This is a genomic window from Chryseobacterium sp. HNCC26DJ238, from assembly GCF_057180465.1.
This window is the reverse complement of record NZ_JBXUGI010000015.1, coordinates 1-13,970: the sequence shown is the minus strand read 5'-3', so window position 1 is coordinate 13,970 and position 13,970 is coordinate 1. Positions and strand designations below refer to the sequence as shown.

The following is a 13,970-nucleotide window of genomic DNA, read 5'->3' as shown; positions in this document are numbered from 1 at the left end:
CCATCTTCTCTGCTATTCCCTTCACAAATATCGGAGTTTGAGAGGGTCTTTGCGAGCATTTAATAAGTGTAGCTGCTGATATATTTGAAACCGAAATCTGGTAACATAATAATAAACCATTCGACAGATTGTTCAGCAATGATTTTATTCGGATTACCTGTAAAAATGTTTAAATAAATTCACCTGGGAGTTAATATTACGATATAAAAAAAGCAGTCTAAAAAAGACTGCTTTTTTATTACTATATAGACGACTAATATAACCTTTGAATGGAAAGATATATTTCTCTGGTGTCATCAGCTGTTGAAACTGTATTTTTATTATCAACAATAGGAAAATAGTAAACTCTGTACCATTCATTATCTAATGCAAGATCCATAGTAAGAACTTCCTGATGATTGGTTCCGCCACTGCCTGAGATCCGTGGTGTTGATACTCCTTCTCTATCATTAAATCCCCAATTATAGTAAATCCCATTATCTAAATCTACATAAGCCGAAGGAGAAAGAGAAGTTCCTGAACCTGTAGATGTACTGGGAGCAAGCAAATAATTCCCTGCATTTCTTCTATCTACCGTTGTAATAGCACTAAACCAGATTTTTACAGGAGAAGAAGTGATATTTACCAATCTTGGATACATTGTAACGCCACCCATACCAGGAGACACACTTGAATTACTGCTAAAATAGGCATCAAGTCTTAATTTACCACCTAAAACAGGAAGATCTGACTGGTAAGCACTTAACCATACTCCTGCGGGAGTAGATGGCATGCTGGCTTTATAGAATACAAGCTCACCGGGAGCCAGCCCATCACCTACTCCGATTGTGGCATCACAGGTTTTACCTCCGATATTTAGAGAAAGTATACTTGATAGAGGACTGGTTATTGTGGGTGTTCCTGAAACAGTATAACTCAGGGTTCCCGAGCCTGAATTAAAATTCCCTGCTGACAAAGTAGCTGTAAGACCATTGACTGGACCAATGCTCTGCGCAGGGTAAATCCCACCGTTTCCACCTGTATAAGGAACATTCATTGTTCCTGTGTAAGGAGTTCCGGAAGTATATGTGCTGGGCGAAAGGGTAATCCCGTTGCACGTAATAGTCCCCACTGTTCCGGGAGCAAGCGATCCGTTATTAAAGGTGCGCCATTCTGTTCCATTCCAGAATACATAACCGTTATACACCAATCCTCCGGTTCCTAAATTATAAACCAGCAATCCCGTGGCTGGTGACGGGATGGTCACCTGATCACTTTGGGAAGTTAATGCTACTTTTGGTCCGAGAAAGCCCTTTTTGCTGCCGGAAGCCAGTCCGTCTACATTAATATCAAGAATTGCAGATGCATTCGGAACAGCAGTTCCAACACCGACACTATCAGAGGCAGTCACAATAAAATCGTTAGCCTGCTGTGCTGCCGTGGGATTTCCTGTATCAACATTGTCTTTAGAACCATCTACATGAAATATTCCCCTTGGATTTGATGTATTGACCCCCACCTGAGAATACCCGGATATAAAAGAGCCAATTGAAACCAGTAAAATAATTTTTTTCATAAATAATGTTTTTTTCAAAGTTGGTATTAAAAGTAGAAGTAATTTGTCATTACTAAAAATCACAGTACTTGCTAAACATTAACAAAGTCTGGAAATGAGAATTGCTTATCTATATTAAACTGTACTCCTAAAGAATGCATATCAAGATAAGTTTAAGATGAATTCCAGATTATATTATTATCCTTATTAGAATAAGGCATTATCTATACTCCTAATTAGTATTATTCAGGTAGAAAAATGAGAGTTACTCGAACCCATTAATATAATCGCTGGACAGAAGTATAAACTTCTAATGTATTATCAGCTGTAGAAGAATCTGAGGTAGGACTTCCATTTCCGGTTGTATTTGCACCGGTTGTACGCGGAGTATAGGATTTATTATCAACCCGAAGTACATAATACACTCTATACCATTTATTATCTATTGTAGTAACATCAAAAGTTACCGTTTCATTTGATACCGGAGTGAGATAAACTCCATCATCAAACTGCGCATAATTATTTGGTAAAATTAATAGGTTTGATCCACGTGAATCTCCCGTATGGGTTGACACCTCTGAAACCCAGACTTTAGCTGCCGAAGATGATACATTATAAAGACGTGGATCCATATTGGTAGTTGTTGCCGTTCCATCAAACACTCTTGGTGCTGTAATATAAGCATCAACTCTAAATATATTATCCAAAACAGGAAGGTTTGGCAGATATTGACTTAAAAGGAATGAAGTAGTCTGACGAGGGATTGAAGAATGATAATATAACAAATCTCCGGGAGCTATTCCATCACCTGATCCTATCGCTGCACTACACGTATGCCCCCCAATATTCAGAGAAAGTGTTGTTGAAATAGGACTTGTCACCGTAGGGGTTCCGGATATCGCATAGCTTAAGGTTCCTGAACCTGAATTAAAATTCCCTGCTGACAAAGTAGCTGTAAGACCATTGACTGGACCAATGCTCTGCGCAGGGTAAATCCCACCGTTTCCACCTGTATAAGGAACATTCATCGTTCCTGTGTAAGGAGTTCCGGAAGTATAAGTGCTGGGAGAAAGGGTAATCCCGTTGCACGTAATAGTCCCCACTGTTCCGGGAGCAAGCGATCCGTTATTAAAGGTGCGCCATTCTGTTCCATTCCAGAATACATAACCATTATACAACATTCCACCCGTTCCTAAATTATAAACCAGCAATCCCGTGGCTGGTGACGGGATGGTCACCTGATCACTTTGGGAAGTTAATGCTACTTTTGGTCCGAGAAAGCCTTTTTTGCTGCCGGAAGCCAATCCGTCTACATTAATATCAAGAATTGCAGATGAATTCGGAAAAGCAGTCCCTATTCCCACATTTCCTAAAGAAGTCACAATAAAATCATTTGACTGCTGTGCTGCTGTGGGGTTTCCTGTATTAACATTGTCTTTAGAGCCATCTACATGAAATGCACCTTTAGGATTGATAGTACCTATCCCTACCTGGGATTGTCCTAAAATAAAATAACCAATTAAAATCAGTAAAATAATTTTTTTCATAAATAATGTTTTTTTAAAATTTTAAATCATATAAATTCATTTTCGGATATTTTTTATAACAAATTACAGTGTAATCTTTATCACTTTTATATTTTTTCAATAATTTTGTTACGTGGATTTATTTCTAAATTTGATAATTTACAGAATCATATTTTTTGATGTTCTGTAAAAATATTGGGTAAAAGATTTTACGTTAAAAATCTTCCGCAAAGATATTTGTAATGATAAATCAAAAAAAGAGCTTAATAAATGAAAATATTTAAAATGATTCAATTCTATATATCGTGTTAAAAATTAAACATTTAAATCAATCATTTTTCTAAAAATCATTTTTTTCTCTGAAATAAAATGCCTCAAAACATCAAATGAACACACAGATAAAAAAATTAAAACAGGAATTATTAGATAAGTATATCATTCTAATGCTTATTATTCTAATAATATATGTTATCATTTATACTTTTTTCATTCCTAATCATGTAATCGCTTATTACCTGTCAGGCGGTGTTGTTTTTATCTTCTACAGTTATATACTTATGAGGAAAAGATTCTCTTTAAATGTGATCCTACACTCGTACCTAATAACAGCACCTCTGTTTAATTTTTATATAATACTCTCCTTCTGGGATATTTCCGTAGCAGGATTCTGCTGGCTTTTGCCCATCCCCCTTGCAGCTTATATCTTTTTCACCAAAAAAGAAGTTGTCCTTTACTCTTTATATACTTTACTGATTATTATCCTTGGATCTATTTTTGCAGAAAACATTTCATTCGATTTCCCGGCGCACAGCCAAAAAGAAGTGATGCTTACAGACACCCTGCTTATTCTATCAAACATATTGGTTATTACTTTGCTCATCTATTATAAGGATAAGATCAAAAAGAAGGAAATACTGCTGGAGCTCGCAAAAAAAGAAAGATTTGTCGAAAAAAGTAAAAAACAGGAATCTCCCGATGACTCAGAAGAAAATGATATTGATATAGAAGGAATCGAAAAGCTATTTTTTAGAATTGAGACATTTATATTAGAAAACAGACCTTACAAAGACGTCAAATTCAATCTTTCTTCATTAAGCGTTGCAATAGGTACCAACAGCAGTTATATTTCTAAAGCAATACGCTATAAAGGATACCCTAATTTTAGTAGCTACCTGAATAGCTACAGGATCAATTATGTAAAAGAACTGTTTACAGAAGTCGACTTTCAAAAAACTACACTCATGTACGTATACAGTGAAGCCGGATTTTCAAATCAGTCAACATTTAATCGGGTTTTCAAACAAATTGAAGGAACCACACCTTCAGAATATCTTCAGAAGAATAAAAAAACTAACGGTGAAAACAGTATCTTTAAATAAATTATTGTCATGAAAGTTCTTATTATCAATGGCCCGAATCTCAATCTTTTAGGAACAAGAGAACCTGAGATATATGGTACAGTTTCTATGGAAAATTATTTAGAAAAATTAAAATCTGAGTTTTCTTTCCACGAGCTGAAATATTACCAGTCAAATATTGAAGGTGAGCTGATTGACCGGATTCAAAAAGATGATTTTGACGCTCTTGTCATCAACCCCGGAGCTTTTACCCACTATTCTTATGCTATTGCTGACTGCTTAAAAAATATCAGCAAACCAAAATTAGAAGTTCATATCAGTAATATTTATAAAAGAGAAGAATTCCGGCAGAAGTCTGTAACCGCAGCCTGTACAGATGCTGTCTTATCAGGATTTGGAATGGAAGGATACCGTCTGGCAATTTTGAGTTTAAGCTAACAGAAAAAATACAGTTTTTTAAAAATAATACCAAACACCTAATGAAATTCTGTATACTCTGTGACGCCTGATCCTGCTATATTTAATTAGTTGTTCATTAGAAAAAAGCCTTATCATTTTGATAAGGCTCTTCACTATTTCTAAATGGTCTGTTCCTGCAATTGAGGACCAGAAGCAATCAGCTTTTTAGCTTCTTCATTACCACAGTACTGATCGAAGTTTTTGATATATTTCGCAGCAAGATCTCTTGCTTTTTCTTCCCATTCTGCAACATTACTGTATGTATCTCTTGGATCTAAAATACCTTCAGAAACATTAGGCAGTGCAGTTGGAATTTCTAAATTCATGATAGGAATAATCGTTTTATCTGCATTTTCGATTGAGCCATCGATGATCGCATCAATGATTGCTCTTGTATCTTTCAGAGAAATCCTATTTCCTGTTCCGTTCCAGCCAGTATTAACCAGGTAAGCTTTTGCTCCATGTTCTTTCATTTTACCAATGAGTGTTTTAGAATACATGGTAGGATGTAAAGTCAGGAATGCTTCGCCAAATGCGGGGGAAAAAGAAGGTTCAGGTTCTGTGATTCCTCTTTCAGTTCCGGCTAATTTCGAAGTATAGCCGCAAAGAAAATGATACTGAGCCTGATTTTCGTCTAAAACAGAAACCGGAGGCAGAACTCCGAAAGCATCTGCCGAAAGATAAACGATCTTACTGGCATGGCCAGCCTTTGAAGGCAAAACAATTTTATTGATATGATATATCGGATAAGAAACTCTCGTATTTTCCGTAATAGATCCATCAGTATAATCTGCAATTCCATCATTCACCACAACATTTTCAAGAAGTGCATCTCTCTTAATTGCTCTGAAAATATCAGGTTCTTTTTGTGATGATAAATCAATTACTTTAGCATAACATCCGCCTTCATAATTAAATACTCCGTTATTATCCCAGCCATGTTCATCATCACCAATCAGATACCTTTTGGGATCTGCTGATAAAGTAGTTTTTCCTGTTCCCGAAAGGCCGAAGAATAACGCTACATCTCCTTCTTCCCCTACATTTGCAGAACAGTGCATTGATGCCATCCCTTTGAGCGGCAAATAATAATTCATCATAGCAAACATTCCCTTTTTCATTTCACCACCATACCATGTTCCACCGATAATCTGCAGTTTTTCAGTAAGGTTGAACATGACAAAATTCTCAGAATTTAATTCCTGCTCTTCCCAATTCGGATTTGTTGTTTTAGAACCGTTAATTACTGTGAAATCCGGTTCGCCATAATTTTCCAGATCAAAGTGAGAAGGACGGATAAACATATTTGTTACAAAATGTGCCTGCCATGCAACTTCAACTATAAATCTAACTTTGAGTCTTGTATCTTCATTTGTACCGCAAAATGTATCGACAACATAGATTTTTTTGGCATCGGAAAGTTGAGTTAAGACTAAATCTTTACAGGATTTAAAAATTTCGGAAGTAGTCGGAAGATTAACTTTGCCATCCCAGAAAATTGTATCTCTTGTAACATCATCCTGAACAATGTACCTGTCTTTAGGTGAACGGCCTGTGAAAACTCCTGTTTTTACAGATACTGCTCCTGATTCTGTAAGTTCAGCTTTTTCAAAACCATGATTTTCGGGTGAAATTTCAGATTGATACAACTCTTCATACGAAGGATTATAACTTAATTCATACTCTCCTTTAATCCCCAATTTTTGTAAATCCCGGATGATTTTAGCGTTTTTCATTGTACTTATATTTTCTTTTTCTTTTTGTTTATTTAACATCAGTCATATTAACTAATTGTTAAACATGGATAAATATAAACATATAAGCGAAAACGACAAATAAAAAATAAGATATATAAAATAATGATTTTCAATTAATTAAATCACCCCAAGTAAAAACAGTTGAGAAACCTTTTCCCCAAAAATAGTCCTTAAAGCCTTCAAATTTTGCACTCATCACAAAATCTCCACCCCAGGCACCTAAACTTTTGACAAAAGTAGGGCAGTCTGCAAAAAATTTGGACTTAACTGTCGGAATTTCAATAAAATCGGAAATATTTTGTTCATGTAATAACATTAAATCGGAAAACTTTTCCAATTCATCACATATTAAAATTTTTCTTGTAAGATCAGAAAACTCATCTACTAATTCTTGAGACTTTATTTTTGATTGATAAAGGTGAATTCCCTGACGACTGTCCTGTTTTTGATTCAGATGAATGAAAATCAAATCGTCTTTGAATCTTGGATTAAAAATAACTTTTTCAAAACAAATGTTTGGCTTGTTCTGGTAAAGTACTGCAGAATTTGATTTTGCAACGGCAATATCATATCCGCTTCCCCCCAAACTGACAGCGTTCAAATGAAAAGGATCAATTGCTGACCATTCGGCAAGATTATTCATCAATGTTGAGCTGCTGCCTAAACCAAAATCAGGTGGAAACTGCAGGTTAGTCTTTAAATGGTAAGTATGTGTATTCTGAAACTGAATTTCAGAAAGACTCTGAATGTTTTTCAGAACTTTGAGAATAAATTCCGCACTTGAAGGGATATTGGTTTCTAAGATCTGCCAGTTTTTATAATTAATGACTGCCTTTAACCATATTTTATTTTGATGATAGGCTTCCCACAAAACAATAGATTTCCCATCTTCATTTTTTTCAAAAAAAAACTCTTGTCCCAGCTTTGTAGGTACAGCCAGAACAAGAGCTCCATCTATAGCGAAATATTCTGAAGTAAGCATCAGCTTTCCCGGTGAATAGATCTCGCCCATAATACGTTATTTTTTTAAATAGCAGAAGCTGATGTAACTCCGCTGTCAATTTTTTTAATTAATCCCTGAAGTGTCTTTCCAGGTCCTACTTCTATAAAGTTAGCGGCACCGTCTTTAATCATATTCTTTACAGACTGCGTCCATTTCACAGGGCCTGTAAGTTGCTTAATCAGATTATTCTTAATCTGATCTGGATCTGTAACAGCTGTTGTAGTAATATTCTGATATACAGGAATAGTCGCTTTTCTGAATTTTGTTTTCTCAATGGCTGCTGCCAGCCTTTCCTGAGCAGGCTGCATTAATGGTGAATGGAAAGCTCCGTTTACCGGCAACAACAATGCTCTCTTTGCTCCTGCTTCTTTTAGTTTTATACAAGCTTCCTCCACCGCTGCTGTTTCACCTGAGATGACAAGCTGCCCAGGACAGTTATAATTGGCAGGTACAACAATACCGCTGATAGCTGCACAGATTTCTTCTACCTTAGCATCTTCGAGCCCTAAGATAGCTGCCATTGAACTTGGATTAGCATCACAGGCTGCCTGCATTGCTTTTGCTCTTTCAGAAACCAATTTTAATCCGTCATCAAAAGATAAAACTCCGTTGGCAACCAAAGCTGAAAATTCTCCCAATGAGTGCCCGGCAACCATCTCAGCCCCAAGACCGTTCACCGCTTTCAAAGCTGCTACAGAGTGGATAAATATAGAGGGCTGGGTAACTTCTGTTTTTTTCAGGTCTTCATCCTCACCATTAAACATAATGGAGATAATATCGAATCCTAAGATTTCATTGGCATACTCCATCAAGTCTTTGATGTCTTTACGGGAATCGTATAATTCTTTTCCCATACCCACAAACTGTGAACCCTGCCCAGGAAATACAAGTGCTTTCATTTATTGATTTAAAAATTTAATATAAAGATATACTTTTAAAAGTAGATTATTTTTTGTTTAAGGAACCAGTCTAATGACTCTGAAACCAGTATTGACGTAAGCTCCGTTGCTTTTAGATTTTATAAATTCAAATTTTGTAGCAAGTTGAGTCTGTACTTTATTCATCTGCTTGAAAATCTCTCCTTTTCTGTTTTCTCTGGTGAGCATATCATTGACAACATCAAAACCAATCACTGCATATTTACCGGGAACTTTGCAGTATTTAGCTTTATAGGCAGCTAAAATTTCTTTTTCAAAATTTCCTTCTGCATTAATTTTTCTATCCATTAAATAGACCAGACTAGCCTGGCTCAGCTCATCTACTTTTTTCTCAAAACTCGGAACAGAATACAGACTGAAAGCCTTCATTCCCTGAACTTCTTTTGAAAGTGAAATCATTTTTCCGGAGAACGCCTCTCCGACACTGTCATTGTCACTTGCCAAAATTGCGATTACCGGAGCTGACTGCCCTGTCATCATATTTTGATCCAGTTGGATTTCAGAAGCAGAATTTACTACACTAACCTGAGCATTTTTGAAAGATTTTTCAAGATTTGATTTCATGTAGCCTGCATTTTCCTTTTTAGAATCTGCAACGATAAAAATTTTCTGATCAGAATACACGGTTTTTACCTCCTCAACAATTTTATCAGCATATGCCTGATCATTAGTTTCAACAATAATTAAATTGCTGTAATTATATAATTCCGGAGAATTGGCAAAGGGTGCCACAACTGGAATTTTCTGTGTTTTTGTAAAATCTAAAAGATCAATTACATTGGACTTAAAGAAAGGGCCTATAATTAAATCTGTATTATTAGGGTTGATCTGTGTCAGAGAACTTTTAAATGAAGCTTCATTTCCTGAGTCAACAATTTTGATATCTAATTTCTGTCCTTTTCCAGCATTTCTTTCAATCGCCAATTTTGCACCTGTAAGAAAGTCCATGGCCATTGCTCGGTATTGAGTTTCATTCGTACTGTATCCGAACGGTAACATCAAAACTACACTGAGTGCATCTCCGTTTTTCTTGATATAAGCTGCATCTAGCTTTTTAATTTTGAGGATCATCCCGGTTTTTAAACCTCTTGATAAATCAGGATTCAATGCAATCAGTTCATCGATTGTGACTCCGAATTTATTAACGATTGAGAATACAGTGTCTCCCTGCTCCACCGTATAGGTCGCATATTCATCCTGACCGGATGAAGAATTTGAAGATAACGACCTGTCGTTTCCGGAATCTATTTTTGTTTTCGAATTATTATTTGACGTTACATTTTCTACAGGGACTGCAACCGGCTGATTCGATGCGATTACAGCGTCACTGCCTCCATATTTTTTAATACTCTCAAGCGGCAATATAATTTCATTGCCAATTTTCATGTTTGCGTCCAATTGAGGATTCAATTTCCTTAAATCTGTTTCAGAAATCCTGTATTGTTTTGTAATTCCGTAAATGGTCTGTTTTGGCTGAAGAATAATTCTTCCGGTTTGTGAAGAACCAATTGCTGTCACGCTTTTTGGAACTGCTGTATTTCCGGCTTTCACATTCAGTACATCACCGATGGCTAACTTACCGTCTTTGAATTTTGGGTTTAGCTTTAACAGTTCATCGATTGTGATACCATATTTTTTTGAAATATTATAAGGATTATCACCTTTTATAACCGTATGTGTTTTCTGTGCAGATATACTCAGAAACATACATAAACCAGATAGTAAAAAAAACCTCTTAATCATTTTCAATATTATAATGTACAAAAATACTTCTTTAAAATTAAATGGCAACAATTATTAGTTTTGATTGTTCCACTTCCATTTCTTCAATAACAGCTTCAAGCCAGGAATAACCGGAATCAGCAAAAAATATACTGAAATTAAAAATTCTCTCCTGCCATGTTTTTGCAGGGTGTACATCTAAAAACAATTTCTCCAGACGCTCCAATAATTCACCCTGTTTTATTTTTTCTGCGTGAAGCAGTCTTTTTTTAAGTCTCGCAAAAGATTTCAGCTGACGCACCTCCTCTGCTTTCACCATATTTCCAAAAGATTTTTCAGTACTTTCAGCTAATGATCCAAGTTCACAAAAATGCTGCCTGATCAGATTCTCCTGCCGTTCCAAAGATTCTAGAACCTTATTGTTATTAAGAATTTTAGTATTGGTTATTTTTGTGAAATTCTGGAAAAAGTCTTCAATTTTTAAATCAAGTTTTTCAATTTTACCTAAAGTTTTCTCTTTAATAAATAACATTGAATTCCTGGGAATTAAAATGGGAAAGGGAATTCTGACTTTAGTAAAATAATCTTTTAATTCCAACCAGTACATGATTTCTGCATTTCCCCCAATATAAGCAAGGTTTGGAAGCACCTTTTCCTGATAAACCGGCCGCATAAGAGCATTGGGACTGAATCTTTCAGGATAATTTTCGAGTTCAGACAAAATTTCTTCCCTGGTGAATTTTTTATCCGTATCAACAATAATATAATTATTCCCGTCGAATTCTATTCTATCACGTGTTTCTGAAAGATAAAACAAATTGATTTCTCTCGGATTGACCTGAACTTTACCATATTTTTCTGTTAAAAAATCAACTTTTTCTCTGGAACTTTTATTTAAGCTGTGGTTAAGCAATTCATCTCTGAATATCTCTTTAACCTCCCTTTTCAACGTTATTGAATCCCCATCCAGAATCAGCAGTCCAAAATCAGAAAAAAGTCTGTTTACAAGCAGCTGAATAGCCTGTGTTAAGGTATTTCCGACTTTATATGCTTCTTTCAGCATCAAAATCAACTCTGTTCCAAAAATAGAATCCCTGAATTCGTTTTCAAATTCAGAAATAAAAAAAGTATCATTAATTCTGATCCTTCCGACAGGCCCACCTGATTTTCCATTAATCTCATAATAACTGCTATCTGTTTTAAAGTGACTGATCTCGGCAAAATCATGATCTTCGGATGCCATCCAATAAACCGGGACAAAATTAAAATCCGGAAATTTTTCTTTAAGCAGAGTGCAGGTTTTTATGGTCTGCAAAATTTTATATACAAAAAAAACAGGCCCTGAAAAAAGATTCAGCTGGTGTCCGGTTGTAATGGTAAAAGTATTGTGTGACTTCAGACTTTTAATATTCTCTTCCTGTTTTGGGGAAAGTTGAATTTTTGAAAGCTGTTCCGTAAAAGTATTATAAATTATTTCTCTCTGACCATTTTCAAAAGCCTTATGTTTCAATTGAATCTGCTGAGCAAAATGATCAAACGAAAAAGTATGATTTTCGAAACCTTCAATCCTGTGATTTAAAAAATCTTTGACCAGTTGAGGTATGCTTTCGATATCGCTGAATAAAATTTTATTGACTGTTTTCAACCTGATTAATTTTAGTTGAATAAATACCATACGATCCCAATATTCAATCTGAAATCATAGACCGGATAATGTGGAAAAGCATAGGCTTTATTATGTGAAAGTGTCGTCCCGATTTGCTGTCCTTCAATAAAAAAGAACATCTTTTTTACTTTAAAATTTACATACAGATCAGCAATTGGCTGTCCTCCGATGGAAAACGAATCAGCTCCGGAAAGAATATATTCGTTAAGTACAGGAAAATATTCTCTTGATGCAAATTTTGAAAAATAATATACTTTGATCCCTGCCTGAAGTTCAGCTGCGTTTTTAAACATTTTTGACTGGAAGAAAAAATTAGCTCTCCCGATAAATGACGGCATTGGTAAAAGATCCTTATTGGTTAAAGCACTCTGAAATTGAACTCTTGTATTCAAATGAAATTTTCTCAGGCTGAAAGTCGCATCACCTCCAATTTGCGAAATATTCAGAGAATTATCGCTTTGACGGGATATAGCACCTGAATCAAAATAGGTATAATTATCTATTCTGAAATAATTGGCAAAAATTTCAGATTTAAACCATTTTAAATTGACGCTGCCTCCTACTTCCGTAATGACCTGATTTTTTGCATCCTGCAGGTAATAGTTAAATCTTCGGTAGACAGAAGAATTTGCAAGATAGTTGAATGAGGGGTAAACACTTTGAAAGTTGAACTTTGCATTGACAAAATAATCTTTTACAGGTTCAAACTTTACGTTATTGGTTGTTTTAAGATAATTTCCAAATTGGTTTCCTTTTGAAATTTCCAGAAATGAGTTTAACTGAAACTTATCAAATAGTTTGACCTGTACATTGCCAACTGCTCCTAATCTGTTTTCTTTCAATTCAGCCGGAACATCTACCGTAGGTAAATTGATTTCATTCAGACCAAATTTAATGATCTGGTAGCGAACTCCAGCATCTAATTTAAACTTTTCATTATCAAAAACCAAGCTTACCGTATTGCTAAGATTATTGGAATATTTTTTTGTTGAGGGACTGAATCCCGTAACAATCTGTGCAGCCGTGGTATACCAGTAATTTTCCAAACCATCCTGAAAATAGTAGTATTTGTTGCCCTGATTTGATAAAGTATGTCTTATTCTGAAAGGGAACTTTTCTGAATTAAAAGGTGTAAACTGGTGGCTTAAATAATACCGCCTGTAAGAATACTGGGAACTTGATGACTCTAAATTCACCTGCGCATTATTTTTATTGCTTATGTTACTTGATCCTGACTGAAACAGATCGTCATCCACGATCCCTCCATTCTCCTGATTATTGACGTTCTGATGAAGATAGTGTGTGAAAATTTCGTAATTCCCGCTTTTAGAAATATAATGTCCTGAAAATAATGTATTATTATTTGCAGCCAAAGAATTCCGGTACATTCCTTCAGAGCGTAATCCGGTATACTCTATCGCAAAATTAAATCTCTTTCCAATATTCTGGGTATAGGTAGATTGCAGTCCTGCACCGTTTCGCATTGCATTATGATAAATAAAAGTCGCAGTGGGAGTCTTAACATCATAATATTTGATTTCATTAACACCTAAAATCACATAAGATTTATTGGAAGGCAACAAAGAAAGGTTTTGCTCGGCATTTACTTCGTACGACAAAGGATTGAATCCCGCACCGATATTGGCAAACTGAACACGCCCGAAATTATCCCGGTTATTGTATTGTGAAAAGACGTTGGTTTTATCAAAACTCATCACGGTATCAAATACTTTTTTCTCAGAAAACTGGTTCTGATACTGATAATCCTGAATAGTCGGTTTAAATATTTTTAAGGAATCTTTAGTTCCGGAATCTATAACCAAGGTGTCTGACAACTTTTTATCCAGTCTGTTTGAGTCTGTCTTGTTGACGATAACCTGAGCTTGGAAGAAGGAGCCAAAGAAAAGTATGATAAGGAGAATATATTTCATTTATTTTTAAGTTACATAAAACCATTTTTCTACTTTGATTTTATAATGCAAAAATAGGAAATAAAAGGAAATAAAA

Annotated in this window: 10 protein-coding genes; 2 read left to right on the top strand and 8 right to left on the bottom strand. The window is 35.3% G+C overall.

Annotated elements, in window-relative coordinates; translation table 11 throughout:
* Nucleotides 1-253: 253 nt before the first annotated feature.
* Both AC2A07_RS14440 and AC2A07_RS14435 read right to left on the bottom strand, forming a co-directional pair.
* Nucleotides 254-1,555, bottom strand: a complete 1,302-nt coding sequence (locus tag AC2A07_RS14440; protein WP_484051002.1) for a hypothetical protein — start codon at nucleotides 1,553-1,555, stop codon at nucleotides 254-256.
* 257 nt (nucleotides 1,556-1,812) lie between these two features.
* Complete coding sequence (locus AC2A07_RS14435; RefSeq protein WP_484051001.1) at nucleotides 1,813-3,081, bottom strand: hypothetical protein; 1,269 nt, start codon at nucleotides 3,079-3,081, stop codon at nucleotides 1,813-1,815.
* A gap of 365 nt (nucleotides 3,082-3,446) precedes the next feature.
* Here AC2A07_RS14435 and AC2A07_RS14430 point away from each other — a divergent pair, with 365 nt between their 5' ends.
* Both AC2A07_RS14430 and AC2A07_RS14425 read left to right on the top strand, forming a co-directional pair.
* A complete protein-coding gene (locus tag AC2A07_RS14430) occupies nucleotides 3,447-4,439 on the top strand; it encodes a helix-turn-helix domain-containing protein (protein ID WP_484051000.1) in 993 nt (330 codons plus the stop codon).
* A gap of 9 nt (nucleotides 4,440-4,448) precedes the next feature.
* A complete protein-coding gene (locus tag AC2A07_RS14425) occupies nucleotides 4,449-4,856 on the top strand; it encodes a type II 3-dehydroquinate dehydratase (protein WP_484050999.1) in 408 nt (135 codons plus the stop codon).
* A 140-nt stretch (nucleotides 4,857-4,996) separates the two neighbouring features.
* Here AC2A07_RS14425 and pckA read toward each other — a convergent pair whose 3' ends face one another.
* From pckA to AC2A07_RS14395, 6 genes are all read right to left on the bottom strand, one after another.
* A complete protein-coding gene (gene pckA, locus AC2A07_RS14420) occupies nucleotides 4,997-6,613 on the bottom strand; it encodes a phosphoenolpyruvate carboxykinase (ATP) (protein ID WP_484050998.1) in 1,617 nt (538 codons plus the stop codon).
* A 130-nt stretch (nucleotides 6,614-6,743) separates the two neighbouring features.
* Nucleotides 6,744-7,646: a GYDIA family GHMP kinase gene (locus AC2A07_RS14415; protein WP_484050997.1), complete on the bottom strand. Its 903-nt coding sequence runs from the start codon at nucleotides 7,644-7,646 to the stop codon at nucleotides 6,744-6,746.
* A gap of 14 nt (nucleotides 7,647-7,660) precedes the next feature.
* Nucleotides 7,661-8,536 (bottom strand): ACP S-malonyltransferase, encoded by an 876-nt coding sequence (gene fabD / locus AC2A07_RS14410; RefSeq protein WP_314493637.1) that lies wholly within the window; start codon nucleotides 8,534-8,536, stop codon nucleotides 7,661-7,663.
* 57 nt (nucleotides 8,537-8,593) lie between these two features.
* On the bottom strand, nucleotides 8,594-10,282 hold the full coding sequence (locus AC2A07_RS14405; protein ID WP_484050996.1) for an amino acid ABC transporter substrate-binding protein: 1,689 nt from the start codon (nucleotides 10,280-10,282) through the stop codon (nucleotides 8,594-8,596).
* Nucleotides 10,283-10,355: 73 nt separating this feature from the next.
* Nucleotides 10,356-11,942 carry a bacillithiol biosynthesis cysteine-adding enzyme BshC gene (gene bshC, locus AC2A07_RS14400; RefSeq protein ID WP_484050995.1) on the bottom strand — a complete coding sequence of 529 codons (1,587 nt, stop codon included), beginning with the start codon at nucleotides 11,940-11,942 and terminating at the stop codon, nucleotides 10,356-10,358.
* Nucleotides 11,943-11,953: 11 nt separating this feature from the next.
* Nucleotides 11,954-13,894, bottom strand: a complete 1,941-nt coding sequence (locus tag AC2A07_RS14395) for a putative porin (protein WP_484050994.1) — start codon at nucleotides 13,892-13,894, stop codon at nucleotides 11,954-11,956.
* Nucleotides 13,895-13,970: the final 76 nt, after the last annotated feature.

Excerpts from the sequence above, each read along its gene's own strand:
- AC2A07_RS14430 (WP_484051000.1), top strand. The coding sequence starts at position 3,447 with ATGAACACACAGATAAAAAAATTAAAACAGGAATTATTAGATAAGTAT.
- AC2A07_RS14415 (WP_484050997.1), bottom strand. The coding sequence starts at position 7,646 with ATGGGCGAGATCTATTCACCGGGAAAGCTGATGCTTACTTCAGAATAT.
- AC2A07_RS14435 (WP_484051001.1), bottom strand. The coding sequence starts at position 3,081 with ATGAAAAAAATTATTTTACTGATTTTAATTGGTTATTTTATTTTAGGA.
- AC2A07_RS14395 (WP_484050994.1), bottom strand. The coding sequence starts at position 13,894 with ATGAAATATATTCTCCTTATCATACTTTTCTTTGGCTCCTTCTTCCAA.
- AC2A07_RS14440 (WP_484051002.1), bottom strand. The coding sequence starts at position 1,555 with ATGAAAAAAATTATTTTACTGGTTTCAATTGGCTCTTTTATATCCGGG.
- pckA (WP_484050998.1), bottom strand. The coding sequence starts at position 6,613 with ATGAAAAACGCTAAAATCATCCGGGATTTACAAAAATTGGGGATTAAA.
- fabD (WP_314493637.1), bottom strand. The coding sequence starts at position 8,536 with ATGAAAGCACTTGTATTTCCTGGGCAGGGTTCACAGTTTGTGGGTATG.
- AC2A07_RS14405 (WP_484050996.1), bottom strand. The coding sequence starts at position 10,282 with ATGTTTCTGAGTATATCTGCACAGAAAACACATACGGTTATAAAAGGT.
- AC2A07_RS14425 (WP_484050999.1), top strand. The coding sequence starts at position 4,449 with ATGAAAGTTCTTATTATCAATGGCCCGAATCTCAATCTTTTAGGAACA.